The sequence below is a fragment of the Streptomyces sp. NPDC021115 genome, assembly GCF_044333065.1.
Classification (GTDB): Bacteria; Actinomycetota; Actinomycetes; order Streptomycetales; family Streptomycetaceae; genus Streptomyces.
Map to the genome: position 1 here is coordinate 399,263 of NZ_JBIRQF010000002.1, position 26,109 is coordinate 425,371.

General features: G+C 72.2%; 27 protein-coding genes and 2 pseudogenes. 8 read left to right on the top strand and 21 right to left on the bottom strand.

Features of this window, described 5'->3' with window-relative positions:
- Nucleotides 1–5: 5 nt before the first annotated feature.
- Genes ACH4TL_RS07425 through ACH4TL_RS07465 form a run of 9 tightly spaced genes read right to left on the bottom strand, consistent with a single transcriptional unit; the run spans nt 6 to nt 7,854 of the window.
- Nucleotides 6–569, bottom strand: a complete 564-nt coding sequence (locus tag ACH4TL_RS07425; RefSeq protein ID WP_398310507.1) for a hypothetical protein — start codon at nt 567–569, stop codon at nt 6–8.
- Entirely contained in the window at nt 566–2,254 is a 1,689-nt protein-coding gene (locus tag ACH4TL_RS07430; RefSeq protein ID WP_398310504.1) for a class I adenylate-forming enzyme family protein, read from the bottom strand. Before ACH4TL_RS07430 ends, ACH4TL_RS07425 begins: the two co-directional genes overlap by 4 nt.
- Nucleotides 2,251–2,847 carry a hypothetical protein gene (locus ACH4TL_RS07435; RefSeq protein ID WP_398310501.1) on the bottom strand — a complete coding sequence of 199 codons (597 nt, stop codon included), beginning with the start codon at nt 2,845–2,847 and terminating at the stop codon, nt 2,251–2,253. Before ACH4TL_RS07435 ends, ACH4TL_RS07430 begins: the two co-directional genes overlap by 4 nt.
- The gene (locus ACH4TL_RS07440) at nt 2,844–3,980 is read right to left on the bottom strand and encodes a beta-ketoacyl-[acyl-carrier-protein] synthase family protein (protein WP_398310498.1); all 1,137 of its coding nucleotides are present in this window, start codon (nt 3,978–3,980) and stop codon (nt 2,844–2,846) included. The genes ACH4TL_RS07435 and ACH4TL_RS07440 overlap by 4 nt, the downstream gene beginning before the upstream one ends.
- Nucleotides 3,977–4,231, bottom strand: a complete 255-nt coding sequence (locus tag ACH4TL_RS07445) for a phosphopantetheine-binding protein (protein ID WP_398310495.1) — start codon at nt 4,229–4,231, stop codon at nt 3,977–3,979. The genes ACH4TL_RS07440 and ACH4TL_RS07445 overlap by 4 nt, the downstream gene beginning before the upstream one ends.
- Nucleotides 4,228–4,506, bottom strand: coding sequence for an acyl carrier protein (locus tag ACH4TL_RS07450; protein ID WP_398310492.1), 279 nt, complete (start codon nt 4,504–4,506; stop codon nt 4,228–4,230). Before ACH4TL_RS07450 ends, ACH4TL_RS07445 begins: the two co-directional genes overlap by 4 nt.
- Before the next feature lie 50 nt (nt 4,507–4,556).
- The gene (locus tag ACH4TL_RS07455; RefSeq protein ID WP_398310489.1) at nt 4,557–5,948 is read right to left on the bottom strand and encodes a class I adenylate-forming enzyme family protein; all 1,392 of its coding nucleotides are present in this window, start codon (nt 5,946–5,948) and stop codon (nt 4,557–4,559) included.
- Complete coding sequence (locus tag ACH4TL_RS07460; protein WP_398310486.1) at nt 5,948–7,033, bottom strand: 3-dehydroquinate synthase II; 1,086 nt, start codon at nt 7,031–7,033, stop codon at nt 5,948–5,950. Before ACH4TL_RS07460 ends, ACH4TL_RS07455 begins: the two co-directional genes overlap by 1 nt.
- On the bottom strand, nt 7,030–7,854 hold the full coding sequence (locus tag ACH4TL_RS07465) for a 2-amino-3,7-dideoxy-D-threo-hept-6-ulosonate synthase (protein ID WP_398310483.1): 825 nt from the start codon (nt 7,852–7,854) through the stop codon (nt 7,030–7,032). The genes ACH4TL_RS07460 and ACH4TL_RS07465 overlap by 4 nt, the downstream gene beginning before the upstream one ends.
- Before the next feature lie 206 nt (nt 7,855–8,060).
- On the opposite strand from ACH4TL_RS07465, the gene ACH4TL_RS07470 reads away from it, so the two are divergent.
- From ACH4TL_RS07470 to ACH4TL_RS07480, 3 genes are read left to right on the top strand one after another with little or no spacing between them, the layout of a single operon-like run.
- Nucleotides 8,061–8,666 carry a flavodoxin family protein gene (locus ACH4TL_RS07470; RefSeq protein WP_398310480.1) on the top strand — a complete coding sequence of 202 codons (606 nt, stop codon included), beginning with the start codon at nt 8,061–8,063 and terminating at the stop codon, nt 8,664–8,666.
- Nucleotides 8,667–8,680: 14 nt separating this feature from the next.
- Nucleotides 8,681–10,207, top strand: coding sequence for an MFS transporter (locus ACH4TL_RS07475; RefSeq protein ID WP_398310477.1), 1,527 nt, complete (start codon nt 8,681–8,683; stop codon nt 10,205–10,207).
- Nucleotides 10,167–11,072, top strand: coding sequence for a LysR family transcriptional regulator (locus ACH4TL_RS07480; RefSeq protein ID WP_398310474.1), 906 nt, complete (start codon nt 10,167–10,169; stop codon nt 11,070–11,072). Before ACH4TL_RS07475 ends, ACH4TL_RS07480 begins: the two co-directional genes overlap by 41 nt.
- A gap of 11 nt (nt 11,073–11,083) precedes the next feature.
- Here ACH4TL_RS07480 and ACH4TL_RS07485 read toward each other — a convergent pair whose 3' ends face one another.
- The 4 genes from ACH4TL_RS07485 to ACH4TL_RS07500 all read right to left on the bottom strand — a co-directional run bounded on the left by ACH4TL_RS07485 (nt 11,084) and on the right by ACH4TL_RS07500 (nt 15,346).
- The gene (locus tag ACH4TL_RS07485) at nt 11,084–12,415 is read right to left on the bottom strand and encodes a sensor histidine kinase (RefSeq protein ID WP_398310471.1); all 1,332 of its coding nucleotides are present in this window, start codon (nt 12,413–12,415) and stop codon (nt 11,084–11,086) included.
- Complete coding sequence (locus tag ACH4TL_RS07490) at nt 12,412–13,116, bottom strand: response regulator transcription factor (protein ID WP_398310468.1); 705 nt, start codon at nt 13,114–13,116, stop codon at nt 12,412–12,414. The genes ACH4TL_RS07485 and ACH4TL_RS07490 overlap by 4 nt, the downstream gene beginning before the upstream one ends.
- Nucleotides 13,117–13,523: 407 nt before the next feature.
- Nucleotides 13,524–14,189, bottom strand: a complete 666-nt coding sequence (locus ACH4TL_RS07495) for a response regulator (RefSeq protein ID WP_398310465.1) — start codon at nt 14,187–14,189, stop codon at nt 13,524–13,526.
- Complete coding sequence (locus ACH4TL_RS07500) at nt 14,186–15,346, bottom strand: sensor histidine kinase (protein WP_398310462.1); 1,161 nt, start codon at nt 15,344–15,346, stop codon at nt 14,186–14,188. The genes ACH4TL_RS07495 and ACH4TL_RS07500 overlap by 4 nt, the downstream gene beginning before the upstream one ends.
- Nucleotides 15,347–15,478: 132 nt before the next feature.
- On the opposite strand from ACH4TL_RS07500, the pseudogene ACH4TL_RS07505 reads away from it, so the two are divergent.
- Together ACH4TL_RS07505 and ACH4TL_RS07510 are read left to right on the top strand one after the other, a co-directional pair.
- A pseudogene (locus ACH4TL_RS07505) lies at nt 15,479–16,168 on the top strand (class I SAM-dependent methyltransferase); the annotation flags it as partial.
- 96 nt (nt 16,169–16,264) lie between these two features.
- Nucleotides 16,265–16,624: pseudogene (locus tag ACH4TL_RS07510) on the top strand (DedA family protein); the annotation flags it as partial.
- Nucleotides 16,625–16,842: 218 nt separating this feature from the next.
- Here ACH4TL_RS07510 and ACH4TL_RS07515 read toward each other — a convergent pair.
- From ACH4TL_RS07515 to ACH4TL_RS07540, 6 genes are all read right to left on the bottom strand, one after another.
- The gene (locus ACH4TL_RS07515; RefSeq protein WP_398310459.1) at nt 16,843–18,003 is read right to left on the bottom strand and encodes an LLM class flavin-dependent oxidoreductase; all 1,161 of its coding nucleotides are present in this window, start codon (nt 18,001–18,003) and stop codon (nt 16,843–16,845) included.
- Between the two features lie 36 nt (nt 18,004–18,039).
- A complete protein-coding gene (locus ACH4TL_RS07520; RefSeq protein ID WP_398310456.1) occupies nt 18,040–19,251 on the bottom strand; it encodes an SfnB family sulfur acquisition oxidoreductase in 1,212 nt (403 codons plus the stop codon).
- A gap of 8 nt (nt 19,252–19,259) precedes the next feature.
- The gene (ssuE, locus tag ACH4TL_RS07525; RefSeq protein WP_398310453.1) at nt 19,260–19,814 is read right to left on the bottom strand and encodes an NADPH-dependent FMN reductase; all 555 of its coding nucleotides are present in this window, start codon (nt 19,812–19,814) and stop codon (nt 19,260–19,262) included.
- Between the two features lie 26 nt (nt 19,815–19,840).
- Nucleotides 19,841–21,058, bottom strand: a complete 1,218-nt coding sequence (locus ACH4TL_RS07530) for an acyl-CoA dehydrogenase family protein (RefSeq protein WP_398310450.1) — start codon at nt 21,056–21,058, stop codon at nt 19,841–19,843.
- A 31-nt stretch (nt 21,059–21,089) separates the two neighbouring features.
- Nucleotides 21,090–22,229, bottom strand: a complete 1,140-nt coding sequence (gene sfnG, locus ACH4TL_RS07535) for a dimethylsulfone monooxygenase SfnG (RefSeq protein ID WP_398310447.1) — start codon at nt 22,227–22,229, stop codon at nt 21,090–21,092.
- Nucleotides 22,230–22,635: 406 nt separating this feature from the next.
- Nucleotides 22,636–23,598 (bottom strand): LLM class F420-dependent oxidoreductase, encoded by a 963-nt coding sequence (locus ACH4TL_RS07540; RefSeq protein WP_398310444.1) that lies wholly within the window; start codon nt 23,596–23,598, stop codon nt 22,636–22,638.
- A gap of 99 nt (nt 23,599–23,697) precedes the next feature.
- Between ACH4TL_RS07540 and ACH4TL_RS07545 the strand changes: the two genes are divergently transcribed.
- Entirely contained in the window at nt 23,698–24,225 is a 528-nt protein-coding gene (locus tag ACH4TL_RS07545) for a DinB family protein (protein ID WP_398310442.1), read from the top strand.
- Here the strand turns inward: ACH4TL_RS07545 and ACH4TL_RS07550 are convergent.
- Nucleotides 24,217–24,630, bottom strand: coding sequence for a winged helix-turn-helix transcriptional regulator (locus ACH4TL_RS07550; protein ID WP_398310440.1), 414 nt, complete (start codon nt 24,628–24,630; stop codon nt 24,217–24,219). The genes ACH4TL_RS07545 and ACH4TL_RS07550 overlap by 9 nt on opposite strands.
- A 98-nt stretch (nt 24,631–24,728) precedes the next feature.
- Here ACH4TL_RS07550 and ACH4TL_RS07555 point away from each other — a divergent pair, with 98 nt between their 5' ends.
- Nucleotides 24,729–25,583, top strand: coding sequence for an alpha/beta fold hydrolase (locus ACH4TL_RS07555; protein WP_398310436.1), 855 nt, complete (start codon nt 24,729–24,731; stop codon nt 25,581–25,583).
- Nucleotides 25,584–25,596: 13 nt separating this feature from the next.
- Here the strand turns inward: ACH4TL_RS07555 and ACH4TL_RS07560 are convergent, their stop codons facing one another.
- Nucleotides 25,597–25,800: a hypothetical protein gene (locus ACH4TL_RS07560; protein WP_398310433.1), complete on the bottom strand. Its 204-nt coding sequence runs from the start codon at nt 25,798–25,800 to the stop codon at nt 25,597–25,599.
- An 81-nt stretch (nt 25,801–25,881) separates the two neighbouring features.
- Here ACH4TL_RS07560 and ACH4TL_RS07565 point away from each other — a divergent pair, with 81 nt between their 5' ends.
- Nucleotides 25,882–26,088 (top strand): helix-turn-helix transcriptional regulator, encoded by a 207-nt coding sequence (locus tag ACH4TL_RS07565; protein ID WP_398311583.1) that lies wholly within the window; start codon nt 25,882–25,884, stop codon nt 26,086–26,088.
- The last annotated feature ends 21 nt before the right edge of the window (nt 26,089–26,109 follow it).

The window sequence follows — 26,109 nt, forward strand, 5'->3', positions numbered from 1 at the left end:
GCGGGTCAGCTCCCATCGGCCTCGCCGGGGTCGGCCTCGCCGGGGTCGGTCTTGCCGGGGTCGGTCTTGCCGGGGTCGGCTTCGCGGGGCCGCATCAGCAAGCGGCACGCCGGGTCGCCGTCGCGCAGGCACGCGGTGGCGCAGTTGCGGGTGAGTTCGACGCCCAGCCCCTCCGACCAGCCCGCGTGGATGTCGGTGCACGGACACTCGTAGCCGTCCAGCGAACCGGCCATCCGCACCATGGTCACGGCGAAGTTCTGCCGCATGGTCAGCTCGATGTCGCCGTCCGGGAGCACTTCCGTGCCGCCGTCGCGCAGTTCGCTCGGGAACATCCACTCCGAGCAGGCGTCGTACCGCTGGCGGAGTTCTTCGAGGTCGGCGGCGGGTTTTCCGCCGTGCTGACGGTGGATGCGCTTGCCCGTCTGGGTGGCCACATAGCGCAGCGCCTCGGCGTTGATCTCGTTGGCCACCGCGTGGCCGAACCGCCGCGCCACGCCCTGGTACCAGCGCGCGTCGTGCAGCCACCACTGGCGGTACACGTCCATGGGTTTGGGGCGTGGGCTGGTCATCGCACCGTCCCGTCCAGCCCGGCCCCGCCCGCCAGCCGGGCCCGGAAGCGTTCGCGCATCTCCCGTTTGAGCACCTTGCCGGTGGCGCCCTTCACCACGTCGTTCGCGTCCATCCGGAGCGCTCCGGTGAGGGGCGGGTATCCCTCGGCGGTGAGGGCCTGGTTGACCCTGGCCGTCCAGTCGCCGGGGTCCGTCGCGTCCGGGCGCACCTGGAGCAGGACGTACGCGTCGGCGGTTCCGTCGCCTTCCCAGTCGGCCGACACGCCCTCGGGGGCGACAGCCACCACCGTGCAGTCGTCGAGTTCGGGCAGCTCGCGCAGCAGCACCTCCTCGGTGCGGGTGCTGAACACCAGGCCCGCGGCGGTGCGGATGGCGTCGGGGACGCGGTCGAGGTGGTAGAAGTTGCCGTCCTCGTCCCGGTAGGACAGGTCGCCGGTGAGCCAGTAGCCGCCGAGCCGCAGCCGGTGGAACGTCAGCGAGTCGTTCCAGTAGCCGGGGGTGAGGGTGGGGGAGCGCACGCCGAGGCGGCCCACCTCGCCGGGCGGCAGCGGCGTGCCGTCCTCGGACAGCACCGCGGCCTCGGCGAAGCTCATCGGCTTGCCGACGCATCGGGAGAACGACGACCGGCCCGGCTTGTGGCCGTTGTGGAAGAGCGAGTAGCCGGTCTCGGAGGAGCCGAGCCCGTCGGTGAACACCGAGCCTCGCACCCGGCAGCGCTTGAGGTCGCGGCCGACCGTCTCGTGGCTGCCCTGCGCGATGAGCGCCCTGATGTGGGTCTCGTGTGCCGCGTCGCCGGTGTTGTACCAGGCTTCGACGCTGGACAGCTCGCGCGCGGAGAGGTCCTGCGCCGCCATCTCCCCGTACGTACCGGCGAACGCGAACACCGTGGTCGGGCGGAACGACTCCATCGCGTCCAGCACATCCGTCCCGCGCTGGCTGGACAGCAGCAGCACCGGCGAGCGCAGCAGGAAGCCGAACAGCATCACCGAGATGGACGCGTTGTGCGAGCCGGGCATCGCGACCAGCAGCCTGCCCATCGAGGAGCCGACCGACAGCTTCAGCCGGTGCAACTGCGCGTACAGCAGCGTCTCGTGGGTGTGCGGCACGGCCTTGGGCATGCCGGTGGTGCCGGAGGAGTGGGAAATGATGATCGGGTCGGTGGGGTGGTGGGCGTACGGGTACGACGCGGGGAGCGGCCGGTGCGCAGAGGTGCGGATGTCGGCCGCGGTGGCGCAGAACCCGAGGCCCAGTTCGGCCTGGTGGGGAGCGAGGACGGGGTGGTGCTCCCGGTCGGTGAGGGCGCCCACCGCGCCCTGGCGGCGCACGTATTCGCGGGCGATCTCGGGTCGGAGGTTGCCGTTGACGAAGGACGGGATCGCGCCGAGGGAGGTGAGCGCGAGGAAGTTGATGGCGAACTCGGTGCTGGAGTACGTCTGGATCGCCACCGGGTCGCGCGGCCGCACGCCGTGCGCGTGGTACCAGCTCGCGTACGTGGCGACCACCTCGTGCAGCTCACCGAAGGTCAGCACCTCGGGGTGGCTGCCGTCCGGGGTCTGCCAGCGGTCGTCGGTCCACAGCACCTGCTCGTCGAGCGGTCTGCCGTACGCCTTCAGCCGGTGGATCACGTTTCCGGCACCCAAGGCGGCGTCCTCGCTGATCCGCGCGCGTTCTTCCTTAGTGATCATGGGCTGGTCCCTTGGGCTCGGGCGGCCAGCTCGACCAGGCCGCGGAGGGTGCCGTGCTCGGTCGGCGGGATGGGCGATGGGGGACGGGGGTGCGGTTCGCCGCGGTCGAGTACGAGCGCCACGGCGAGGTCGGTGGCGGGCGGGCCGACGCGGCCCAGCGCGCGGTACGCGGCCGTGGTGCGCTCGGTGCCGGTCAGCTCGACGCCGATGAGGACGACGCGGTCCAACTCGTCGTCTTCCCAGAGGAGTTCGGCGGTGGCCAGCAGCTCATCGGCCAGATCCGCCACCGTGGACAGGCACAGCAGCGGTCCGGTGATGGCGAAGTCGCGGCTGAGCTGGCCGAGGATCGCGTTGGCGGTGCTCTGCATGAACAGCAGCGGATTGTGCACCTGCCCGGCCACGAGCCGACGGCTGCCGAGGTCGAGGGTGGTGGCATCGCCCATCGTGCTGGCCAGCACCATCGCGGTCCGGGAGCCGTCACCGGGGCGGGCGGTCAGGGCCCGTTCGACGGCCTGGTGGACGAGTGGGTTGAACGGGGACTCCACGAACCCGGCGACGGGCGGCGCGTCCGGACCCGACATCGCGGCGATCATGCCCGCTCCAGGATCAGTGCGGTGTTGGCGCCGCCGAACGCGGCGTTGACGCTGAGCGCGCGGCGGAGGTCTGCCTTGTGGGGGCGGTTCGGTACGTAGTCGAGGTCGCAGGCCGGGTCGGGTTCGGTGAAACCGGCGGTGGGCGGCACGACACCGTCCCGCAGCGCGAGCAGGGTGATCACGAGTTCCACCACTCCGGAAGCCTCCAGCAGATGTCCCGTCGTGCTCTTGGTCGAGCTGACCGGCACCTGGGGCGCGTCCGCGCCGAAGAGCGTGTGCAGTCCGCGCGTCTCGGCGGGATCGTTGGTCTTGGTGGCGGTGCCGTGGGCGTTCACGTAGTCGATGCGCGGCCCGCCCGCCCGCCGCAGCGCCCGCCGGGCGGCGGTGACCAGCCCGGTGCCGTCGGGGTGCGGGCGCGCGATGTGGTGGGCGTCGGACGCGGCGCCCCAGCCGGTCAGCGCGCCGAGCGCCCGCGCCCCTCGGCGCCGCGCGCTCTCGGCGGACTCCAGGACGACGGCGGCGGCCCCGTCGCCGAGCAGCAGCCCGCTGCGATCGGCGCAGAACGGGCGCACCATCCCGTCGCGGGAAAGGGCGAAACCGGAGCCGAACTTGGCCAGGTTCTCCTCCTCCACCAGGTACGCCCCCGCGCAGATCGCGAGGTCGGTACGGCCCGAGGCGATGAGCGCGCAGCCGTGGGCGAGGGCGGTGGCGGAGGCGACACACGCGCCTGTGAACGCCAGCCGGGTGCCGCGCACCCCGAGCGCGTCGCCGAGGGCCTCGGCCTGCCACGCGGGCACGGTCTCGGCGGCGCGGCCGGGCTCGGCGGCTCCGCGCCAGAAGTGGGTCAGGGCGGTGAAGTCGCCTGCGGTGCCCACCAGAACCGCCGCCTCCGCGCCCCTCGGCAGCCCCGCCATCCCGACCGCCGCCTCCGCCACCTCGGCCAGTACCTCCCGCAGCGGGACGACGGCCCCGCCACCGGTGGCGGCCAGCCCCGTACGGTACGGGCCGGTGTCGAAGCGGGTGATCGGCGCGAACGCGGGGCTTCCGTCGAACACGCCCTCCCGCAGCGCGCCCGCGCCAGCGCCGAAGGCCGTCCGCACGCCGAAGCCGGTCAGCAGCACCTCATGGCTCATGGACGGTCCGCCAGATGATGGCTGTTCAGGTAGTCGGTGATGCGGCGCACCGAGGTGAACTCGGCGAGAAGCGCCTCGGCCGGTTCGATCTCCACGCCGTGGCGCAGCTCCAGTTGGTGCAGGAACCACACCAGGCCCAGCGAATCGAGCGCCAGGTCGGCGTCGTCGTCCAGTTCGTCCGGCAGCGCGGCGAAGATCTTGGGGTCGGACAGCAGGTCCCGCACCATGTCGACGGTGATGTCCGCGGTCATGCCGTGGCGCCCCGCTTGATGACGTCGTCGACCAGGTCGCCGAGATTCATGGCGCCGACCGGCTCGAAGTCCGTGTCCGGGAACTTCACGCCGAACCGGCGCTCGATGCGCAGCACCAGCTCGATCAGGCTCAGCGAGTCGATGTCGATGCCACCGGTGCCCAGGGGGCTGTCATCGGTGATCTCGTCCGCGTCGAGCGGGTGGTTCATGTCGTCGCTGATCGTGCTGAGCACGAACTGACGGATCTCCTTCTCCAATGCCGTCTGCGTGGCCATGGTGCAACAACCCTTCCGTAGCAGCGGTGAACAACACAGGGGATACGGGGTCAGCGGGCGGGGGAGCGGGCGAGCAGCGCGTCGCGGCGCCGGACGAGCTTGCCGTTGGAGGTGCGGGGCAGGTCCGGGAGGACCTGGACGACGCGCGGCACCTTGTAGTCGGCCAGTCGGCCCCGGCACCAGCGCAGCAGCTCCCCGGCCGAGGGGCCGTCCGGTTCGGTGGACACGTACGCCTCGGTCGTACCGGCGTGGACGACGACGGCGCCGCTGACCCCGGGGTGGCGGCGCAACACGTCCTCCACCTCGGTCAGATCGACCTTCAGCCCGCCGATGACCACGAGCGAGTCGCCGCGGCCCAGCAGCCGCACACCGCCGGAGTCGTCCAGCTCGACCCGGTCGCGGGTGTGCAGCCAGCCGTCGGTGAACCGGCCGCCGCCGGAGTCGTGCAGATACGGCGAGCCGTCCGGCAGCCAGACGTCCAGCTCGCCCTCGTGGATGCGCAGGCGCACACCGGGGGCCGCCCGTCCGACGGACGGCCGCGAGGCGCCGCTGACCTCCATCGCGACCACGCCCGTCTCGGTGGTTCCGTACGATTCGCCGACTCCGATGCCGAAGCGGTCGGCGAACCGGGCTGCCGTCTCCGGGGGCATGATCTCGCCGCCGGACACCGCGGCGCGCAAGGCGGGCAGCGGGGGCAACTCCCGTGCGGTGGCGAGGAGTTCGTAGTGGAAGGGGGTGCCGAACAGTGCGTGCACATCGTGGCGTCCGGCGGCGGCGAGGATGTCCTTGGCCGACACCCGGCGGGCGAACACGGCCGATACGCCCGCGGTCAGCGAGTGGAGCACCCCGGCGATCAGCCCGAAGCTGTGCGCGGTCGAGCTGAGCAGCAGCACCCGCTCGCCCAGCGTCGGCATGCCCTCGATGCGGGTGAACCGCGCGATCTCGGCGGCCAGGGAGGCCGGGGTCCGCCCGATCACCTTGGGCAGCCCGGTGGAGCCGGAGCTGAACTGCACCAGCCGGTGGCCGGTCGCCGCGGGGCGGCCGTCCGGGAAGCGGGAGGTGACCACCTCGTACCGGGGCTCGAAGCGCAGCGGCGCGCGCCCCGCCGTACCCGCGCTGACCAGGAACTGCGGATGGCACAGCGCGCGCAGGGCGTCCACTTCGGACTCTTTGAGCCGGTGGTCGGTCAGCATCACCTGGGCGCCCAGCCGCCACAGCGCGAGCAGCACCTCGATCTGGGTGAAGCTCGGCGGTATCCGCAGCATCACCGTGGTGCCCTCGCCGATGCCGTACTCGGCGAAGACCTCCGCCTCGGTGGCCGCGGCGGCGCGCACCTCGGCGCGGCTCAGCGGGTCGTCGCCGTGTACGAGGAACGGCCACCCACCGGGGTGGGCGTCGAACAGCGTCTCGACGAGTGCCCGCATGCCGATGTCGCCGCTCATCACTGTTCCCGGCAGAACTCGCCGATGGGGAAGCCCACATGGCGCTGGTCGGTGGCCAGATAGCCGAGCAGTTCGTCGCCGGGCCGCAGCTCGGTGACGTTGTGGACCTTCGCACCGGGCCCGAGCACCCGTACGTGCCAGTCGTCCTGCACGGTCAGGCTCACCTCGATGCCCTCGGGGGAGCGCGCGGTGATGGTCAGCAGCGGCCGGGACTCCAGCTTGGCGCGGCCGATCAGGACCGGCCGGGTGCGGCCGTCGGCGTTGACGGCCAGCGTGGTGCGGCCCGCGCGCAGCTCGCTGAGGTAGTTGGTGCGGTTGTCCGGGCCGAGGACGTACGAGTGGAGGGCGCCCGCGTTGACCCGGAAGGGGCGGGTCGGCATGTACGGCAGCGGATGGGTCTCGCTGCAGCACAGGATGAAGCCGGTGGAGTACGAGCCGACGAGGATGCCCTCGTCCTCGGCGAAGTGGGTGCAGGTGTCCACGCACACCCGGTCGCCGAGACCGTGGTGTTCGATGCCGTCGACGGTCAGCGTGGTCAGGTTCAGCGGTGTCGTACCGGCCTCCAGCAGCCGGGCCAGTGCGAACACCTCACCCGCTGACGAGGGGGCCAGCAATATGCCGTCCGAGCCGCGTTCGAGTACGTCGAGGACGGTGGCGGCCTCCTCAAGGTCCGCGCACACCGTGATCAGCTTGCCCTCGGAGCGGTCCGCGGCGGCGAGCACGATCTCCAGCGGGATCTTGGTGGGGTCGGCGAAGCGGACCACGGTGAAGGGCAGCGCGACGGCGGCGTCGCAGGCCAGCCGCAGCGACGGTTCGTCGTGGACGTCGACCCAGCCCGCGACGACCCGGCCCTCGGCGTCGGCGCCTGGGGTGTCGGCGCCTGCGGTGTCGGCGGCGAGGCCGTCCAGCTGCTTCTCGTCGGTCACCGGGGTGGTGGCGACGCCGGTGATGGTCGGGGGCAGCGCCTCCAGGACGGCCGCGTCGTCGCAGAGCACGCCCCGCATCCGGGTGTGGATGGCGGCGTCCACGACGGATTCGAGATGCTTCCGCGGAACGGTTCTGAGGTCGATCCAGGCGAACTTCATGCGGCACCTGTCGCAATCGTCGGGGGATGGGGGGCCGTTGCGGCGTCGGCGGTGTGTTCGGCGTCGGCGGCGTGGACGACGGCCGCGAGCCGCTTCACCAGCGAGGCGGGGGAGGGTGAGGAGAAGATCCGGCGGCCGACGGCGAGGCCACGGCAGCCGGCGAGCATCAACGAGGTTCCGTGGCTGATCAGATCCGTACCGTCGGGCGGGCCGCCCGCGGCGAGGACCGGCAGCGGGCAGCTGTCGACCACCTCGGCCATCCGGTCCAGCGGCAGCGCGACCGACGTCTTCACCAGGTCGGCGCCGAGGTCCGCGGCGATGTTGACGGCGTGGGCGAGCAGCGCGGGGTCGTGCGGATCGGCGATCCGCGGGCCCCGCGGATAGATCATCGCGAGGAGTGGCATGTTCCAGGTGTCGCACGAGGCCGCGACGGTCCCGAGGTCGGTGAGCTGCCGGTGTTCGGTGTCCGAGCCGAGGTTCACATGCACGCTCACCGCGTCCGCGCCCAGCCGTACGGCCTCTTCCACATCGCCGACGAGCACCTTGGCGTCGGTGTCGGCCTGGTACACGGTTCCGGCGCTCAGGTGCACCACCAGCGCGCAGCCGCGCAGGATGCCCGGCGCGATGGCGCGCGCCCGGCCCTTGTGGACGACCACCGCGTCCGCGCCACCGTCCACCAGCGCGCTGAGCAGCCCGTTCCAGCGGGACTGGGGCACCACCGGCCCGTCGGACACACTGTGGTCGAGCGGGACGAAGAGATATCTGCCGTCCCCCACGGCGGAGAGTCTCCGCATCCGGAGTGACTTGCCCAAATCGGTCATGTGCCGGGAACACCTCTTCCAACGGGTGGACGGTGCTTCGGGATTGCCGGGTCAGAATGGCACGCCCGTACGAAGGCGAGCCGATAGCGAATCTCCATCACTCCGCGGTTATGCGGCTCTGAGAAACCTCTGAGACTCCTGTGGCAGGCTGGCCGACGGCTCTGCGCAAGAACCGGACCCGGAACAGCGTTTTCGAGGAGGCCGGCTTGACCGCCCTGACCCACCCGGTACACATCGCGATCGCCTGTCACGGCGGCCGCGGACACACCGCACGGCTGGGGGAGGCCGTACACACCGGAGCGAGCCGGGCCCCGGACACCAAGGTCACCCTCGTCCGGGTCGACCGGATCGCCGACGAGGACTGGGGCGTGCTCGACGACGCCCACGCCATCGTCTTCGGCGCGCCCACGTACATGGGCACCGCCTCCGCCGCGTTCCACACCTTCGCCGAGGCGAGCGCCCGGCGCTGGCTGGCCCGCCGCTGGCAGGACAAGGTGGCGGCCGGGTTCACCAACTCCGGCTCCATGGCCGGGGACAAGTCCGGGACGCTGGGCTACTTCGCCACCCTCGCCGCCCAGCACGGCATGCTCTGGGTCAGCCTCGGGCTGGCCCCGGGGTGGAACTCCAGCCGGGGCAGCGAATCCGACCCCAACCGGCTCGGCTTCTTCCAGGGCGCGGGCGCGCAGTCCCCGGTGGACGACCGGTCGGGCACCGTGCACCCGTCGGACCTCGCCACCGCGGAACACCTCGGCGAGCGGGTCTTGGAGGTCACCCGGACCGTCGTCGCGGGGAGAGCGGCGCTGACGCCGTGAGGCAGTGGTGGGCCGTGGCCGTGGCGGTCCTGGCGCAGACCCTGGTCCTGCTGGACAACACGGTCCTCAACGTGGCGATGGAAACCCTCGCCGACCCGGTACGCGGCCTCGGCGCCGACTCCGCGGAGCTGGCGTGGGCCAACGCCTCGTACTCGCTGGTGTTCGCCGCGGGCAGCTTCGCCGGTGGCGCCCTCGCCGACCGCTACGGGCCGCGCCGCACCCTGACCGCCGGACTGCTGCTCCTGGCCGTCGCCTCCACGGTGGCCGCGTTCTCGCCCGGCGCCACCGAACTCGTCGTCACCCGTGGGTTCATGGGCGCGGGCGGGGCGCTCATCACCCCGGCCACGCTGGCCATCGTCACCCGCGGCACCCCGCCCGCCCACCGGACCCGGGCCATCGCGGTGTGGGCCTCGGCGGGCGGCGCGGCCGTCGCGCTCGGGCCGGTGGTGGGCGGCGCGCTGCTCACCCGGTTCTGGTGGGGCTCGGTGTTCCTGGTCAACCTGCCGGTGGTGGCCGTATGCCTGGCCGGGGTGGCGCTGCTGGTGCCCGAACTGCGCTACGCCGAGCGCCGGGTGCTCGACCCTTCTGCATTGCTGCTCTCCGTCCTGGGGCTCGGCCTGGTGGTGTACGGCGTCATCCAGGGCGGCCGCCCGTCCGGCTGGACGAGCCCGGGCGCGATGCTGCCGCTGGCCGCCGGGGCCCTACTGCTGGTGGTGTTCGTAACGGCGCAGCGCCACCGGGAGTCGCCGGGCTTCGACGTGCGGCTGTTCACCGAACCGCGCTTCGCGGGCGGCAGCGTGACCCTCCTGCTGCTCTTCTTCGGGCTGGCCGGGCAGCTCTTCTACTGCGCCTTCTATCTGCAAGGCGTGCACGGTCTGTCGGCGCTCGCGGCCGGAGTGGTGATGGCCTCCGCCGCCGGTGGCATCGTGCTCGGCAACCAGGTATCCCCGGCGCTGGCCCGGTGGCTCACCGTCCGCTGGTGCGCGGTCGCCGGAATCCTGCTGTCGAGCGCCACCTTCGGCGCCTATGTGTTCTGGGACGCGGACACCCCGGTGGGCGCCATCGCCGTCGTGCTGCTCGCGCAGGGCGCCGGTATCGGGCTGGTGGTGGCGCCGATGACGGCGGAGATGATGGCCGTCCTGCCCTCCCGCTACACCGGCGCGGGCGCCGCCATCAGCGCCGCCACCCGGCCCGTGGGCAGCACCCTCGGGGTAGCCGTCCTCGGCTCGGTGCTCGCCACCTCCTACCGCGGGGAGATCCGGCCCGCGCTCGACGGCCTGGCCCCGGGGCCACGGGACCGGGCCCTGGACTCCGCGGAGGCCACCCGGGCGGTGGCCGCGTCGCTGCACCGGCCCGAACTCGTCGCCGCCGCCGACCGGGCCTATCTGCACGCCCTGTACGTCACCGCCACGTGGACGGCGCTGCTGTCGCTGGCCGGTGCCGCACTCGTCATCGGCTATTTCCGGCCACGACCATCACCGACGGAGGCAGGAAGTGGATATGGGTCTGCGCCACCTGCGGATCGTGCTCACCGTGGCTGAATCCGGCAGTATCAGCCGCGCGGCCGCCACGCTGAACATCGCGCAATCCGGCCTCTCCACCCAACTCAGGCGCATCGAGGCCGAGTTGGGCGGTCCGCTGTTCCGCCGCCGCCCGCAGGGTGTCGTACCGACCGAGCTGGGCGTCCATGTGGTCGGCCGGGCCCGGGAGCTGCTGGACGAGTTCGGCGATCTGCTCACCACGGCCCGTACGCTCGCCCAGCCCGCCGAACCGCCGCAGGCCGTCGCGCTCGGCGGGGTGGACAACCCCTGGGTGCCACGGATCGCCGCGTTCGTACGGGAGCGGCTGCCGCACCACGAACAGCTCACCTATCTGGAGCCCTCGTCCCAGGCCGTGCTGGAGCTGCTGCGCACCGAGAAGATCGCGCTCGCGGTCGTCAGCGAGTTCCCGGACGTCGGGCCGCCCGCGGTCCGCGAGTTCACCGTGCGCGACCTCGGCACCGACCCGGTGCTGATCGGGCTGGCCCCCGGCCACCGGCTGGCCCACCGGCCGACGATCACCCTCGAAGAGCTGGCCGAGGAGATCTGGGTCGCCCCCGGAGACCGCTCCGACGGCCTGGGCCTGAGTCTGCGGATCGCCTGCGAGCGGGCCGGGTTCACGCCGCGCTTCCGCTACTTCGGCGCCGACCAGACCACCGCGGCGGCCATCGTCGGCGCCGGGGACGCGGTCGGCGTCTTCGCCGCCCCTGACGACCGCTGCCCGGGCATCGCCCTGAAACGGCTGGCCGACGGGCGGCTGTGGCGCCGCACCCGGCTGGTGTGGTCGGCGGGCTCACCGCTGGCCGCCCTCGCCGAGGACATCGACGGCGGCGCCCTGCTCGACGGGCGCCGCCCACGAGCCTCATGAGCGGCGGGTGTTCAGCGGGCTGGCCCGTCCGGCTGCCGGGCCACCACGGACAGGCACGCCGCGAGCGACCGCTGCCGCGGAATCGTGCCGCCCGCCGCCTCGTCCGTCCGGGCCGCCGGGAGTTCGACGGTGAACAGCGCGCCCTGCCCCGGGCGTCCCACGGCCGTGATCCGGCCCCGATGGCTCTCGACCACCTCCCGGGCCAGCGCCAGGCCAAGACCGAACCGCCTGCCCCGCCCGGACGTGCCCCGGGCGAACCGTTCGAAGAGGCGATCGGCCTCCTCCGGCGCGAAGCCCACCCCCGTATCGCGTACGGACAGCGATACGACACCGGGGCGCGGGGCGTCCACGGACACCACGACCTCCCCACCGGGCGGGGTGTGCCCCATCGCGTTGTCGACCAGCGCGGCGATCACCCGGCGCAGCGCCGGGGCGGTGCCCATCACCACCTGCCGCCCAGGACCGGGCCGCAGCCGCACGGTCAGCCCCATCGACTGGGCCCGGGCGTCCTCGGCGGCCACCGCCTCCTCCGCCAGCGCGGCCAGGTCCACCGGATCGCACGAGCCCGGCGACTGGGACAGCCGCGCGGACAGCAGCAGATCGTCGATGACGTCACCGAGCTGCCGGGTCCCGGTCACCAGCCGCTGGAGGTCGGCGGCCAGCTGCTGCGGGCGCTCCGTACCGGAGCGCCGGGCGAGCAACTGGGCGCGGGTGTGCAACTGGGTCAGCGGGGTGCGCAGTTCATGACTGGCGTCCGCGACGAACCGCCGCTGCCGGTCCAGGGCGTCGGACAGCGGCGTCATCGCCCGCCGGGCGAGCATCCCGCTCGCCGCCGCGACGAGCAGCAGCCCGATCGACTCGGCCGTCGCGAACGCCAGCAGCAGATGCTTGCGGTCCGCCCGCTGGAACCGTTCGCCGTACGCGGCCTGTACGACCTCGTCGCCGCGCCGCGCGGTGCGCACCGTGTACTGCTCGCCGTCGCGCTCCACCCGCTCCAGCACCGGCGGGCCGCCCGCGCGGACCGCGGTCAGGCTGGACAGCACGGGCAGGCCGTCCGGGATGCCGCGGGTGCTGCGGACCACCCCGTCCCGTTCCACGGTGATCCACATGCAGACCGGCGGGCTCTCGACGGTGTTGTGCCGGATGCCCCACGCCGTCTCGCGCTCGGCGTCGGCGCGCTGGGCGAACAGCACGACGGAGTAGACGATGGCCACCACCAGCAGCATGATCACCGACATCACCACCGAGATGCGGAGGGTGATCGACCACTGGGCGGAGGCGAGCCGCCGCTGCTCGGGACCGGCAGCCGTACGGCGGGAGAGGCGGACCGGGAGGGAGATCACAGGGTGCCCATCTGGTAGCCGCGCCCCCGCACGGTACGGACGACGTCACGGCCCAGCTTCCGCCGCAGATAGTAGACGTAGGTGTCGACGATGGACTCGGCCGACGTATCGGGAAACACGCGCTCGCGCAGGTGCGAGCGGTCGTGCACCAGCTTGGGGCCGTCCGCGAGGGCATGGAGCAGGCCGAACTCGCGCAACGACAGTTCGACACGGCTGCCATCGGCGAGGCACACCTCGTGGCGCCGCAGATCCAGCTGCCCGCCGTCCCCGTCGCCGAGCGGCAGAACCTCGGCGTCCGCGAGGTCGCGCCGGTGCAGCGCCCGCACCCTGGCCAGCAGCTCGTCCACCTCGAAGGGCTTGACCAGGTAGTCGTCGGCCCCGGAATCGAGGCCGGTGACCCGGTCGCCCAGCTCGCCGAGCGCGGTCAGCACCAGGACCCGGGTGGTGACCCCGACCCGCCGTAATCGTTTCACCAGGTCCAGACCGTCGATGCCGGGCAGCATCCGGTCGATGACCATCACCTGATGGCGGCGGCCGAGGCCGAGATGGAGTCCCCGGTGGCCGTCGAATGCCACATCGACGGCGTAGCCCTCTGAGACGAACAATTCGGCCAGCATGTCTGCGGTCTCCCGGTCGTCCTCGACCAGTAACAGCCGTGTCTGATCCGCAGTCGACCGTTGTGTATCGGCTGGGTAGATCATTCGCTCATCTTGGCAGCCCGGCTCCGGGCGCGGAGCGTGCAATCTCGGCCGTCGGCCGGCGAGTTCGCTCAGGCGGACGGGAGACGGCCGTACGTCCTGAAGGTGTAGTACGCCGTATATGTGACCACGCTGTCACCGGAGGCGGCGGGCAGGGCGAAACGGTGGTTGAGCGCACGGCCGAGGGGACCGCAGCCGGTGGCCGCGGGCGTGGTGGCCGAACGTGCCGTCGGGCAGCGGGCCCTCGGCGTGGACGAGCGTAATGGGCTTGATGCCGGGGAGGTCGAGCCCGCCCAGCCCGATGCGTCCGTACGCTGCCGACACCTCGCAGCGCCACTTCGCGCGGTCGGCTCCCGCGGGCAGCTCCTTCGGCCAGTCGGCGTAGGCGGGGGCGAGCGACTTCGGGGACCCTAGGGGGTGTCCGAGCCGCCCTCCAGGCTCGCGTCCCGGGCCAGGAGGGCGGCTTGGACGCGGTTGGTGACCTCCAGCGCTGCCAGGATGCGGCTCACATGGGCCTTGACGGTGCTTTCCCGCATGGCGAGGTGGGCGGCGATGTCCGCGTTGGTGTCGCCCCGGGCGAGCAGGGCCAGCACATCCCGTTCCCGGGGTGTGAGCCGGTCCAGCCGGTCCCGGGCCGCGGCGGCCTTCGGCCGGGTGGTGGCGTGGTAGCGGTCGATGAGGCGGCGGGCCGCGGTGGGGTGGAGCATGGCCGAACCGGCGGCCACCAGGTGGACGGCGCGCAGGATTTCGGCCGGGTCGGTGTCCTTGAGGAGGAACCCGTCGGCTCCGGCGGCGAGGGCGCTGTAGACGTATTCGTCGAGGTCGAAGGTGGTCAGCGTGATCACCTTCGGCGGGTGGGGGAGGGTTCGCAGCCGGGTGGTGGCGGTGATGCCGTCCATGCGGGGCATCCGTACGTCGACGAGGGCGACGTCGACGCGGTGCGCGGTGGCCTGCTCGATGGCCTGGAGTCCGTCGGCGGCCTGCGCGACGACCTCGATGCCCGGGTCGCCTTCGAGGAGGTCGGCGAGGCCCAGGCGGACCAGGGCGTCATCGTCGACGATCATGGCGCGGATCATGTGCGGGTGCCGTTCTGTTCGGTGTCGTTCTGTTCGGGGCCGATCGGGTGGGGGAGGCGGGCGGCCAGCCGCCAGGCGCCCGCCCCGGCCGGTCCGGCATCCAGCTGTCCGCCGAGAGCGGTGACCCGTTCGCGGAGGCCGACGAGCCCGTAGCCCGATTCGACGGTGCCCGTGCCGGGCGCACCGGGCGCGTTGGTGACCTCGACCAGGGTGGCGGGCGGGCCGTAGTCGACGCGTACGGTCACCTCGGCGCCGTCGGCGTGCTTGCGGGCGTTGGTCAGCGCCTCCTGGACGATGCGGTACGCGGCCAGACGGTGGGTGGTGGGAGCGGCCTCGGGCGGGCCGTCGGCCGTCAGCCCGACGCGCTGCCCGGCGGCGCGGGCCTCGTCGACCAGCTCGCGCACGTCCCGCAACGCGGGGGCGGGCGCGGAACTCGTCGGAGTGGCGTCGGGGTCGCGCAGGGCACCGAGGACATCGCGCAGGTCGGCCAGGGCCTCGGTGGAGGCGGTGCGCAGCAGGTCCAGGCGTGTCGCCACCGGCTCGGGCAGGGTGTCGCTGCGGGTGGCCAGGACGCCGGTGTGCAGGGCGATCAGGCTCAGGCGGTGGGCCAGCACATCGTGCATCTCCGCGGCGATGCGGGACCGTTCGGCGGCCCGGGCCGCCTCCTCGCGCAAGCGCGACTCGACCCGCAGGTGTTCGACCTGGGTGGCCAGCGCGGCCACCAGACGCCGCCGGTTGCCCAGCCACAGGCCACCGACCACGACCAGCAGCAGGAACACGACGGCCCCGTACTGCTGCGGCATCCACAGCGAGGTCGAGGGCCGGGTGAGCAGGTTGCCGGCCAGCGCGGCGACGACGCAGGCCATCGCCACCCGGGCGCGGCGGTGCGAGGCCAGGTCGAACAACGCGACCAGCAGCAGCGGCAGGACGGGCCATCCCCACCCCGCCGTCGCCGCGGTGACCAGGAGCGGGGCGGCATACCAGGGAAGTCGGCGCACGAGCAGGGCCACCCCGCACAGCAGGGCGGCGACGGACACGGGGGCCAGATAACCGCCGTCGCTGACCGACGCGCCGTTCTGCACGGCGATCGAGCCCAGCACCACCACCAGCCCGGCCCGCCCGTACGCGGCCCATCTCGGGCCCTGCTTCCAGCTCATCCGGGCAATCCTAGGCAGACCACCCCGCACGCCCGTCCGACGATCTGCTACGCCGACCCCCTACTTTCGTAGCGAGTGGCCGTCGCACAACGAGGGATTCGCGCAGGGGCGCGGGTTTCTAGCGTCGCCACCATGAACCACTGGACCACCTCCCACGACCGAGTCCTGGCGCAGCGCCGCGCCGAGGGCTGGATGTTCCTCCTCGAAGCGGCCCGCGACATGCGGACCACCGGCGCGCTCGCCCCCAGCGGCAGGGCCCTCGCCCGTGCGCTGACCGCACCCCTGCGGGCCGGGAGCCCCCGCTCGCTGTCAGTCCTGGAGGCGGGCGCCGGAACCGGCGCGGTCACCCGCACCCTGATACCGCAGCTGCCCCGCGGCAGCCGTCTGGACATCGTCGAGGCCAACCCGCGCTTCGCCGCGCGACTCCGCCACCTCATCGCCGCGTACCCCCAACTGACCGGCGCGCCCCGGCAGGTGACCGTGCACGAGACGTACGTCGAACGCCTCGGCACCGACCAGCGCTACGACGTGATCGTCTCCGGCCTTCCGCTGACCAACTTCCGCCCCGCGCAGGTCGACCGCATCATGGCCCGGTACCTGGAGATGCTGCGCCCCGGCGGCACCCTGACCTACTTCGCCTACGTCGGCACCCGCACCGCCCGCGCCCTGACCGCGTCGCGGGCCGAGGCGCGCAGGCACAGCGCGGTGGACGAGGTCATGGCCGGGTACCAGCGCGATTACGCCACCGGCCGCCGGACCGTATGGGCCAACCTGCCCCCGGCCCATGTGTGGCACCTGCGGCGCCCCCTTGCGTCCCCCGGTGAGCAGGAGCGGCCCCGGGGACCTGGCCCGCCGGTGAACACCCCGTCCGACCTCCTCGGCCACCTTCCGCCCGCCCCGGCCTACGCGGTGGTGGCCGTGGCCGTCCTGGCCGAGTCGATCCTTCTCATCGGTGCCTTCGTCCCCACGCTCACGCTGCTGCTGACCGCCGGTGCGCTGGCCCGCACCGGCCACATCAGCCTCCCCGCCGTCATGGCGGTCGCGGCCGGAGCCGTTGTCGCGGGTGACTTCCTCGCCCATCGCACGGGCACGCTCCTGGGCGACCGGCTGCGGGCGGGGCGCCTGGGGCGCGGCATCCCGGACCCGGCCTGGCGGCACGCCGAGGCACTGATGACCCGCCACGGCGGCCGGGCCGTCTTCCTGGCCCGCTTTCTGCCCGTGGTCCGCACCCTCGCCCCCCATTTCGCGGGCGCCACCCGGCTGCCGTACCACCGCATCGCCCCCTACAGCGCCACCGCCGCCTGCCTGTGGGCCACGGCCGAAGCGGGGGCCGGATACGCCGCCGCGACCTCACTCCACCGCGTGCTCGGCCTCGGTGGCCCCGCCATCGCGGTGGTCGCCGTGACGGTGGTCGCCGGTGTGGTGTGGGCCAGGAAGCGTGGCCGAGGCCGCCGCCACCCCGACCGCCTCGGCCCCGGTGGCGATCACCTGGGCCATCATCGGCTCCCGGAGCCCGCGAAGGGCACCTGCGCGGCGGGCTGTGCGGCGGCGGTGGGACGCGCCGGATGCGACCACAGCCCCTGCTGCTGCAGGCGCGGCAGCACGCCCTCGCCGAACCAGTACGCCTCCTCCAGATGCGGATAGCCGGACAGCACGAACTCGTCGATCCCGATCCGGTGGTACTCCGCGATCCGCTCCGCCACCTCCGCATGGCTGCCGACCAGCGCCGTACCGGCACCGCCGCGCACCAGGCCGATGCCCGCCCACAGATTGGGGTGGATCTCCAGCCCGTCCCGGCCACCGCCGTGCAGTGCCAGCATGCGCTTCTGCCCCTCGGACTCGCTGCGCGCGAGCCCGGCCTGCACGGACTTCACCGTCTCCGGGTCGAAGCCGTCCAGCAGCCGCTGCGCCTCCGCCCACGCCTGCTCGCTGGTGTCGCGGGTGATGACGTGCAGCCGGATGCCGAAGCGGATCTTGCGGCCCTCCTTGGCGGCAAGGCCCCGGATCCAGGCGATCTTCTCCGCGACCTGCGCGGGCGGTTCGCCCCAGGTGAGATACACGTCCACATGGCGCGCCGCCACCTCACCGGCGATGGGGGAGGAGCCGCCGAAGTACACCTCGGGCACCGGGTCGGGCAGCCGGGCCAGGGACGCGTCCGCCACCTGGAGGTGGTCGCCCGCCAGATCCACCGTCTTGCCGTCCCACAGCCCGCGCACGATCTCCAGGAACTCACCGGTGCGCTCGTAGCGCGCCTGCTTGTCGAGGAAGTCGCCGTACGCCCGCTGCTCATGGGTCTCGCCCCCGGTGACCACGTTCAGCAGCAGCCGACCGCCGGTCTGCCGCTGGTACGTCGAGGCCATCTGCGCGGCGAGCGTGGGGGAGACGAAGCCCGGCCGGAACGCCACCAGGAACTTCAGCCGCTCGGTGTGCTGGCTGACCATCGCGGTCGTCAGCCACGCGTCCTCGCACCATGCCCCGGTCGGCGTCAGCGCCCCGACGAAGCCCAGGTCCTCGGCGGCGCGGGCGATCTGGGTGAGGTAGCCGACGGACGGTGGACGGTCGCCACCGGCCGCGGTGACGGGCGTTCCATGGCCGCCGCCGACGACATGGCGGCTGTCGCCGTTGGTGGGCAGGAACCAGTGGAAGGTGAGGGACATGGTGTGCGGCTCCAATCGGGGCTGTGACAGGGGGTGTTACAGAAGGCCGTGCCGGGGCGGCGCGGTGCCGTTCAGCACGTAGCGGCCGATGTGCTGGACCTTCCAGCGGGGTGGGTCGTGCAGGGTGTGGGTACGGGCGTCCCGCCAGTGGCGGTGGAGGTTGAGCGAGTCCAGCGCCGAGCGGGTGCCGGACACCTCGAACAGCGCGCTGCCCGCCTCCACCGCCGCGGCGCCCGCCGACACCTTCGCGGTGGCCACGGCGATCGACGCCTCGGCCGCTGTGTCGTCGGTGAGATCCGCGCGGGCGGCGTCCACCGACCGCGCCGCGGCGGACAGCAGCGCCTCCGCCGATCGCACCTGGATGGCGAGTTCGCCGAACCGCTGGATGAGCAGCGGGTCCTCGGCGGCCGTCTCGAAGCCGCTCTCGAACCACGGACGGCTCTTGGTGCGGACGAACGCCACCGCCTCCGCGAGCGCGCCCGAGGCGATCCCCGCGTCGATGGCGGCATGCAGCAACTGGGCCACGGCGCCGTGCAGTTGGGGACCACGGAAGGTGAGGTGGTGCGGCACCACGCGGTCGGCGGGCACTGACACGCCCTCCAGCCGTACGGTGCCGCTGGCGGTCGTCCGCTGCCCCATGCCGTCCCAGTCGTCCACGACCGTCACGCCCGGCGCTTCGCGCGGCACGTACGCCACGTACAGCTCCTCGTTCCGGCCGCGTGCCAGCACCGGGATCCAGTCGGCGAACAGCGCGCCGGTGGAGTAGTGCTTGACGCCCGTCAGCGCGTACGAGCCGTCGGGGCGTGGCTCAAGCCGGGTGCGGATGTCCTGGATGTGCTTCGTCCCCGCCTCCGACTGGGCGTTGCCGAACCGCCTGCCCGCCAGCACCTCGGCGAAGAGATACGCCTGCTGCTCGTCCGTGCCCTGGCGGCGCAGCACATTGAGGTACACGAAGTGGCTCTGCGGGATCTGGGCGAGGCTGGCGTCGGCGGCCGCCAGCAGCCGGAACACCTCCGCGAGGGTGACCGCCGAGACGTCCGCGCCACCGTGTTCGCGCGGGACGGTGATCGCCAGCAGCCCGGAAGCGGACAGCCGGTCCAGTTCGGCGCGGGGCAGGGCGCGGTCCGCGTCGCGCCCGGCCGCGCCCGTACGGAACTCCTCGGCGAGCTTCGCGGCCACCTCCAGGGCCTCCGCGTCATCGGCGATGCGGTGGGCGGTTGCGGGAGAAGCTGTGGGATGGGACGTCATGGCGGCCGTCAGCTCGCCGCCGCCAGCAGGGGCCTGGACCCGAGCGCCACGGAGAACTGGTCGACGACCTGCTCCAGCGCCTCGGCCGCGCCCGGAGTGACGATCACTCCGCCGTCGGGGGTGGCGCTGATGTCCTTGTCGAGCGTGAACCAGCCCTGCACGATGTGCGCCGCGCCCATCGAGGACAGCACCGGCCGCAGCGCGTAGTCGATGGCCAGGACGTGGGCCGTGCTGCCGCCGGTGGCCAGCGGCAGCACGGTCTTGCCCGCCAGCGCGTACTGCGGCAGCAGATCCAGCAGGGACTTCAGCAGCCCGGAGTAGGCGGCCTTGTAGACGGGGGTGCCGACCACGACCCCGTCCGCCTGCTCGACCAGCGTCCTGGCCCGGACGATGTCCGGATGCGCGAAGTCGGCGCCGAGCAGCGCGGTGGCCGGGATGGTGCGCACGTCCAGCGGGACCACCTCATGGCCCTGGTCGGCGAGCCGGGCATCGAGGTGGCGCAGCAGCTTGCCGGTGCGGGAGGTGGCGGAGGGCGAGCCGGAGATGGACAGGACGGTGGCCATGAAGACCCCTTTCAAACAAGTGGCGGTCAGGAGTACCAGGTGGGCTGGGGGAGTTCGGCGGTCAGCACATGGCGGCCCACCTCGCGCCGCTTGTAGGCCACCGGGTCGTGCAGGGTGTGGGTGCGTACGTTGCGCCAGAAGCGGTCCAGACCCTCCGTGGCGGCGGTCGCGCGGGCCCCGGTGACCTCGAAGATGCGGCTGGTCACCTCCAGCGCGACATCGGTGGCCCGCGCCTTCACCGCGGCGACCCTGACCTCGAACTCGCCGCGGTCCTGCTCGGTGACCGCGTCCGGGTCCTCGTGCAGCCGCTGCCCCTCGGCCGCCACGGTGTCCGCGAGCGCCTCGACGGCCCACAGCTTGGCGGTGAGATCGCCGTAGGTGTCGATGACATGCGGCTCGTCGACCGCCGCGTCGAACCCGCCGTGCAGCCAGGACCGGGACTTGGTGCGGGTGTACACGGCGGCGGTCTCCAGCGCCCCGGCCGCGATGCCCAGGTAGAAGGCGACGAAGACCAGCTGGATCGTGGGCACGTTGAGCGTGTTGTAGACGCGGGGCTGGAACTCCTTGTCCACGTAGCCCGCGGCGGCCGCCCAGGGGACGCGTACACCGTCGAGCGTCACGCTGCCGCTCTCGGTGAGCCGCTGGCCGATGTTGTCCCAGTCGTCGTGGAAGGTCAGCCCCTCGCTGTCGGACGGGACGATGGCGAACACATGGCGGTCGGTGCCCTCGAAGACGCCCTCCAGGACGGTGACGTCGGAGACCTTGCTGCCGGTGGAGAAGGACTTGTGGCCGGTGAAGGTGAGGGTGTCGCCCTCGTCCCGCACGACGACGTCGTTGTCGCGCGGATTGACCGCGCCACCGAAGAACCACTGGTTGCGGGCCGCGTCGGCCTCGACCTGCTCCCACTGCTTGCGGGTGCCGACCAGCCGGGCGGCCCAGTTCCACAGATAGTGGTAGCCGAGCAGCTGGCCGATGGAGCCGTCGGCCTTGGCGATCTCCCGGACCACGCGGTAGGCGGTCGTCCAGTCCTGCCCGCCGCCCCCGTGCGCGGCGGGCCCGAGGAGGGTGACCAGGCCCGCGTCCTTCAGCAGCCGGACCTCGGCGTACGGAGTGGCGCCCGCCCGGTCGCGGGCGGCCGCGTCGGTGGCCAGGACACCGGCGACCTCGGCGGCGCGCCCGATCCAGCCGTCGGCGTCGGTGGGGCGGGGACGGGTCTGCCAGTCGGTGCGGGTGGCGGTGCTCATGTGCGTTCCCTTCCGGGCGTGGTTGCGGGGATCAGATGAGGGCGGGCGCGGGCTGGGGGTCCGGCTGCTGCGCCTCCAGCTCGCGCACGAGCGGCAGCACCCGCTTGCCGAAGTACTCGACCTCCTCCAGGTAGTGCAGGAAGCCGAGCAGGAACAGATCGACGCCGAGCCGCTTGTAGGCGACGATGCGCTCGGCGATCTGCTCGGGCGTGCCGATCAGCCCGGTGCGGAAGCCGTCGTTGTACTGCACCAGGTCCTCGAACGAGGAGTCCTGCCACATGCCCTTGCCGTCGGAGGTGGACTGCCCCGCCTGCTGTACCGCGTCGCGGAAGCCGTGCACGGCGTCGGTGTCGGCCTTGGCGACGATCTCGCGCAGCGTGTCGCGGGCCTCCGCCTCGGTGTCCCGGGCGATGAGGAACGCGTTGAGGCCGAAGCGGGGAGCGGTGCGGCCCGCGGTGGCGGCGGAGGCGCGGACGTCCCGGATCTGCTCGGTGACGCCGTCGAAGTCCTTGCCGTTGCTGAAGTACCAGTCGGACACCCGCCCGGCCATGGCGCGGGCCGCGGTGGAGTTGCCGCCCTGGAAGATCTCCGGATGCGGGCGCTCGGCGCTGTTGAGGGGCTTGGGCTTGAGCGAGAAGTCTCGGATCCGGTAGAAGTCCCCGGCCAGCTCGGCGTGGTCCTCGGTCCAGATCGTGCGCAGCGCGCTGATGAACTCCTCCGCGCGGCGGTAGCGCTCGTCGTGCTCCAGCCAGGGCTCGCCGAGCGCGGTGAACTCGCCCTTGAACCAGCCGCTGACGACGTTCACCGCGAACCGCCCGCCCGACAGCTGATCGGCGGTGGCGCCCAGCTTGGCCAGGACACCTGGATGCCACAGCCCCGGGTGGACGGCGGCGATGACCTTCAGCCGCTGGGTGGCGAGCAGCAGCGCGAGGCTGAAGCTGGTCGACTCGTGCTGGTACTCGGCGCCGTAGCTGGCCATGTACCGCACCTGGCTGAGGGCGTAGTCGAAGCCGTTGTTCTCCGCGAGCACGGCCAGCTCGCGGTTGTAGTCATAGCCCCAGTCGGTGCGCTGGTCGATCTTGCTGGTGACCAGACCACCGCTGACATTGGGCACCCAATAGGCGAACTGGAGCGGGTCGTTGCGGAATTCGGCAGGGGGATGTGCGGACATGGAGGAACTCCCGGAGCGTGAATACGGGCATTCAGGCACACGTGAATACGGTCGCCGCGCGACAGGAATGGGGGGAGGGGTTACGCGGAATGGCGGCGGCGGCCGGAAGGAAACAGCCCTGGACCGTGCGTGGTCGGATCAGGGGTGCTGAGGAAGAGAAGGGGCGGCGTGTTCGCTCAGGCCCGACAACAACAGGACGCGCTGGAGACACGCGCAAGGTCGACGTGGCGTCGCCGCGTGAGGTCCTGTCGCTTCATGGCATCGATACAAGCAGGCGAAAGTCCGGCTGGTCAAGAAGCGACGGCCCGGATTCCATATCCCGGACACGTCATGGGAGATGTTCATAAACGACGGCCGGGCCGCGGAAATCCCGCGGCCCGGCTGGTGTCACTGGCGTCACTCCCGGCTACAGCTCCCGGAGCGCGGGCAGCAGCTGCTTCTCGGCCCAGTCGAAGAAGGGCCCCTGATGGGCCCCGCCGATCTGGACCAGCGCCACGTCCGTGAAGCCCGCGTCCACGAACGGGCGGAGCTTGTCCACGAACTCCCCTACGTCATCGCCGCACGGGAGCGACGCGGCCACGTCCTCGGGCCGTACGTGTTGCGTGGCGCCCTCGAAGGAGGCCGGGCCCGGCAGCTCGGAGTTGACCTTCCAGCCGCCGCCGAACCAGCGGAACTGGTCATGGGCCCGGGCGACCGCCGCGTCCCGGTCGGGGTCGTACGCGATCGGCAGCTGGCCGATGCGCGGCTTCCCGCCGCCACCGTGCCGCTCGAAGGCGTCCACCAGCCCCGGCTTCGGCTCGGTGGCGATCAGCATGTCCGCCAGCCGCCCGGCGAGACGGCAGGACTTCTCGCCGGAGGCGGCCAGCCCGATGGGCGGCGCCTCGTCGGGCAGATCCCACAGCTTGGCGGACTCGACGTCGAAGTGGGTGCCCCGGTGGTTGACGTAGCCGCCCTTGAACAACTTGCGGATGATCTCGACGGCCTCCTCCAGCATCTCCTGCCGGATGTCCGCCGACGGCCAGCGCGTGCCCACGACGTGTTCGTTCAGGTTCTCACCTGACCCCAGGCCCAGCCGGAACCGGCCCTCGGACAGCAACTGCATCGTCGCGGCCTTCTGCGCGACCACCGCCGGGTGGTAGCGCACACTCGGGCAGGTGACGAACGTCGTCAGCGGGATCCGCGACGTGGCCTGTGCGGCCGCCCCGAGCACACTCCAGGCGTAGGGGGAGTGCCCCTGGGAATCGAGCCACGGAAAGTAGTGGTCGGAGGTCACCGAGAAGTCGAAGCCGACCTCCTCGGCCCGGACCACGTCCGCCACGAGCTGACGCGGACCGGCTTGCTCGGTCATCATCGTGTATCCCCATCGCATGGCCCCCGGGTACCGGTTTGCCCTGCTTTCAAACCCGCCCCGCGGGCCTGCCCGGATAACCATTTCCTCAGGTGTACCAGGGCGTGTCAGGGTCGGCGGATGAGTGCTTCCCGATGTGATCTCCTGCGCTGGCAGTTCGACCTGACCTGGTCCCTCTTCGAGTACCACCTGGAGCGGCTGGAGCCCGGGGACTTCCTCTGGGAGCCCGCATCCCACTGCTGGACGATGCGCCAGGCCGCCGACGGGACCTGGGTGCCGGACTGGGCCGACAGCGAACCCGATCCCGTTCCGGTTCCCACCATCGGCTGGGTGAGCTGGCACATCGGCTGGTGGTGGAGCGTGACCATCGACCACGCCCGGGGGCGGGCGCCCCGGGAGCGGACCGAGATCGTATGGCCGGGAGGCGGGAAGGCGGCCATCGAGTGGCTGCGCGGTCTGCGCGACGACTGGCTGGCGGTGCTGGACGGGCTCGGCGACGCCGAGCTGGACGCCACGGCCCCGTTCCCGTGGGACAACGACCCGCAGCACACCGTCGCCCACATGATCGGCTGGGTGAACTCCGAACTCATGAAGAACGCCACCGAGATCGGCCAACTCCGCCTGCTGCGCGCCGCGTCGTCAGGGTGACCTCTGATCGAGCTCCTGACTGAGCCGGTTGGCACGGTCGATCTCCGCCATGTGCTCCTCGGCCCAAGCCCGGACCGCGGCCAGCGGTCCCTCCAGCGAAAGCCCCAGCGGGGTGAGCCGGTAGTGCACGCGCGGCGGCACCGTTGGCTCCACCCGGCGGCCGACCAGGCCGTCGCGGGTCAGGCTCTGGAGCGTGGCGGAGAGCATCTTCTGCGAAACCCCCGGAATCCGGCGCCGCAACTCCGCGAAGCGCACCTCGTCCGGCGACGCCTCCGCCAGCACCTTGATGGCCATCGACGTCCACTTCGTGCCGATCCGGTCGAGCAGGCGGCGGGTCGGGCACTGCGGGCTGAACACATCGCCGCGCGCGCCCTCGGAGGCGGGCCCCGCCGGGGAGGAGGTCACCTGAAGCTCACCACCTGAGGGACAAGTACGGTCTTGGCGGGCCCAGTCTAGGGACTTAGCGTTCCCTTGTCACCAATGGTTACCACCTGGGAGCCCTCGTGCCCGTCACCCCGCACCCCGCCGTCGAGCTGCGCCGCGTCACGGCGGGCGGCGTCACCCTCAACGTCGCCCTCGCCGGCGAAGGCCCCGCCGTCCTGCTGCTGCACGGCTTCCCGCACACCTGGCAGCTGTGGACCGACGTGCTCGACGACCTCGCCACGCAACACCGCGTCATCGCACCGGATATGCGCGGCATCGGCGCGAGCGATCGCGCCGCGGACGGCTACGACGCCCGGACCCTCGCCACCGACGCTGAAGCGCTGCTCGAAGCCCTCGGCGAGACCTCCGCGTCCGTGGTGGCCATCGACGCGGGAACCCCACCCGCCTTCCTGCTCGCCATGCGCCGTCCCGAACTCGTCCGACGGCTGGTGCTCATGGAGTCGCTGCTCGGCAGATTGCCGGGCGCCGAAGGGTTCCTCGCGGGCGGGACACCCTGGTGGTTCGGCTTCCACGCAGAACCGGGCCTCGCCGAGTCCGTACTGACCGGCCACGAAGCGCGTTACATCGACTGGTTCCTCGACTCCGGCACCCTCGGCCGTGGGGTGCGTCCCGCCCTCCGCGACGCCTTCGTCCGCGCCCACACCGGGGCTGAGGCCCTGCGCTGCGCCTTCTCCACCTACCGCGCCCTGGCCACCAGCGCCCGGCAGATCCAGGCCGAGGCGGACGGCGGCCGCCGCCTCACCATGCCCACGATGACGATCGGAGCCCACCCGGTGGGCACCGCACTCGAAGCGCAAGTGCGGCCCCTCGCCGACGACCTCACCGGTCACCTCATCGAGGACTGCGGCCACATCATCCCGCTCGACCGCCCCGAGGCGCTGCTCGGCTTGCTGAGGCCGTTTCTCGCCGCCTGATGGAATGCCGCGCTCAACCGTCCGAGTCGTCCCCCGTGTTCTGACCCGAACTCCGGTTGCCGCGCTTCGACGCGGTCCTGGTCACCGAACTCGCCGCCAGGGTCACCCTGGACACCCCCCGCACCCACCGCGGAGCGCCACCCCGCGCCGCCCAGAAGACGCAGACGCACCCTCCCACGACGAGCACGAGGACACCGGCCAAGAGGACCACGATCATGCACACCACTCTCCTTCTGTTGTGATCGCGTCATCCTCTCAGCCCGCCGACCGGCGCGCTCAGCCCCAGCCGTCAGTGCTGATGTCCGCAGGTTTGGCAGACAACATCAAGAGGCTCCGGCGCACCACCGGACTGACACAAGAGGGGCTAGCCGAAGGGGCTGATCTCTCCCTCAGCACGATCCGTAAGGTCGAGCAGGGCGGGCACGTGTCCATGGACACCCTTGCCGCTCTTGCTGCCGCGCTGGGGGGTCTCCACTTCTGCCCTGTTCGCCAGCGAGGCCCCTGAGCCGGTTGTCGGCCCGCAGGA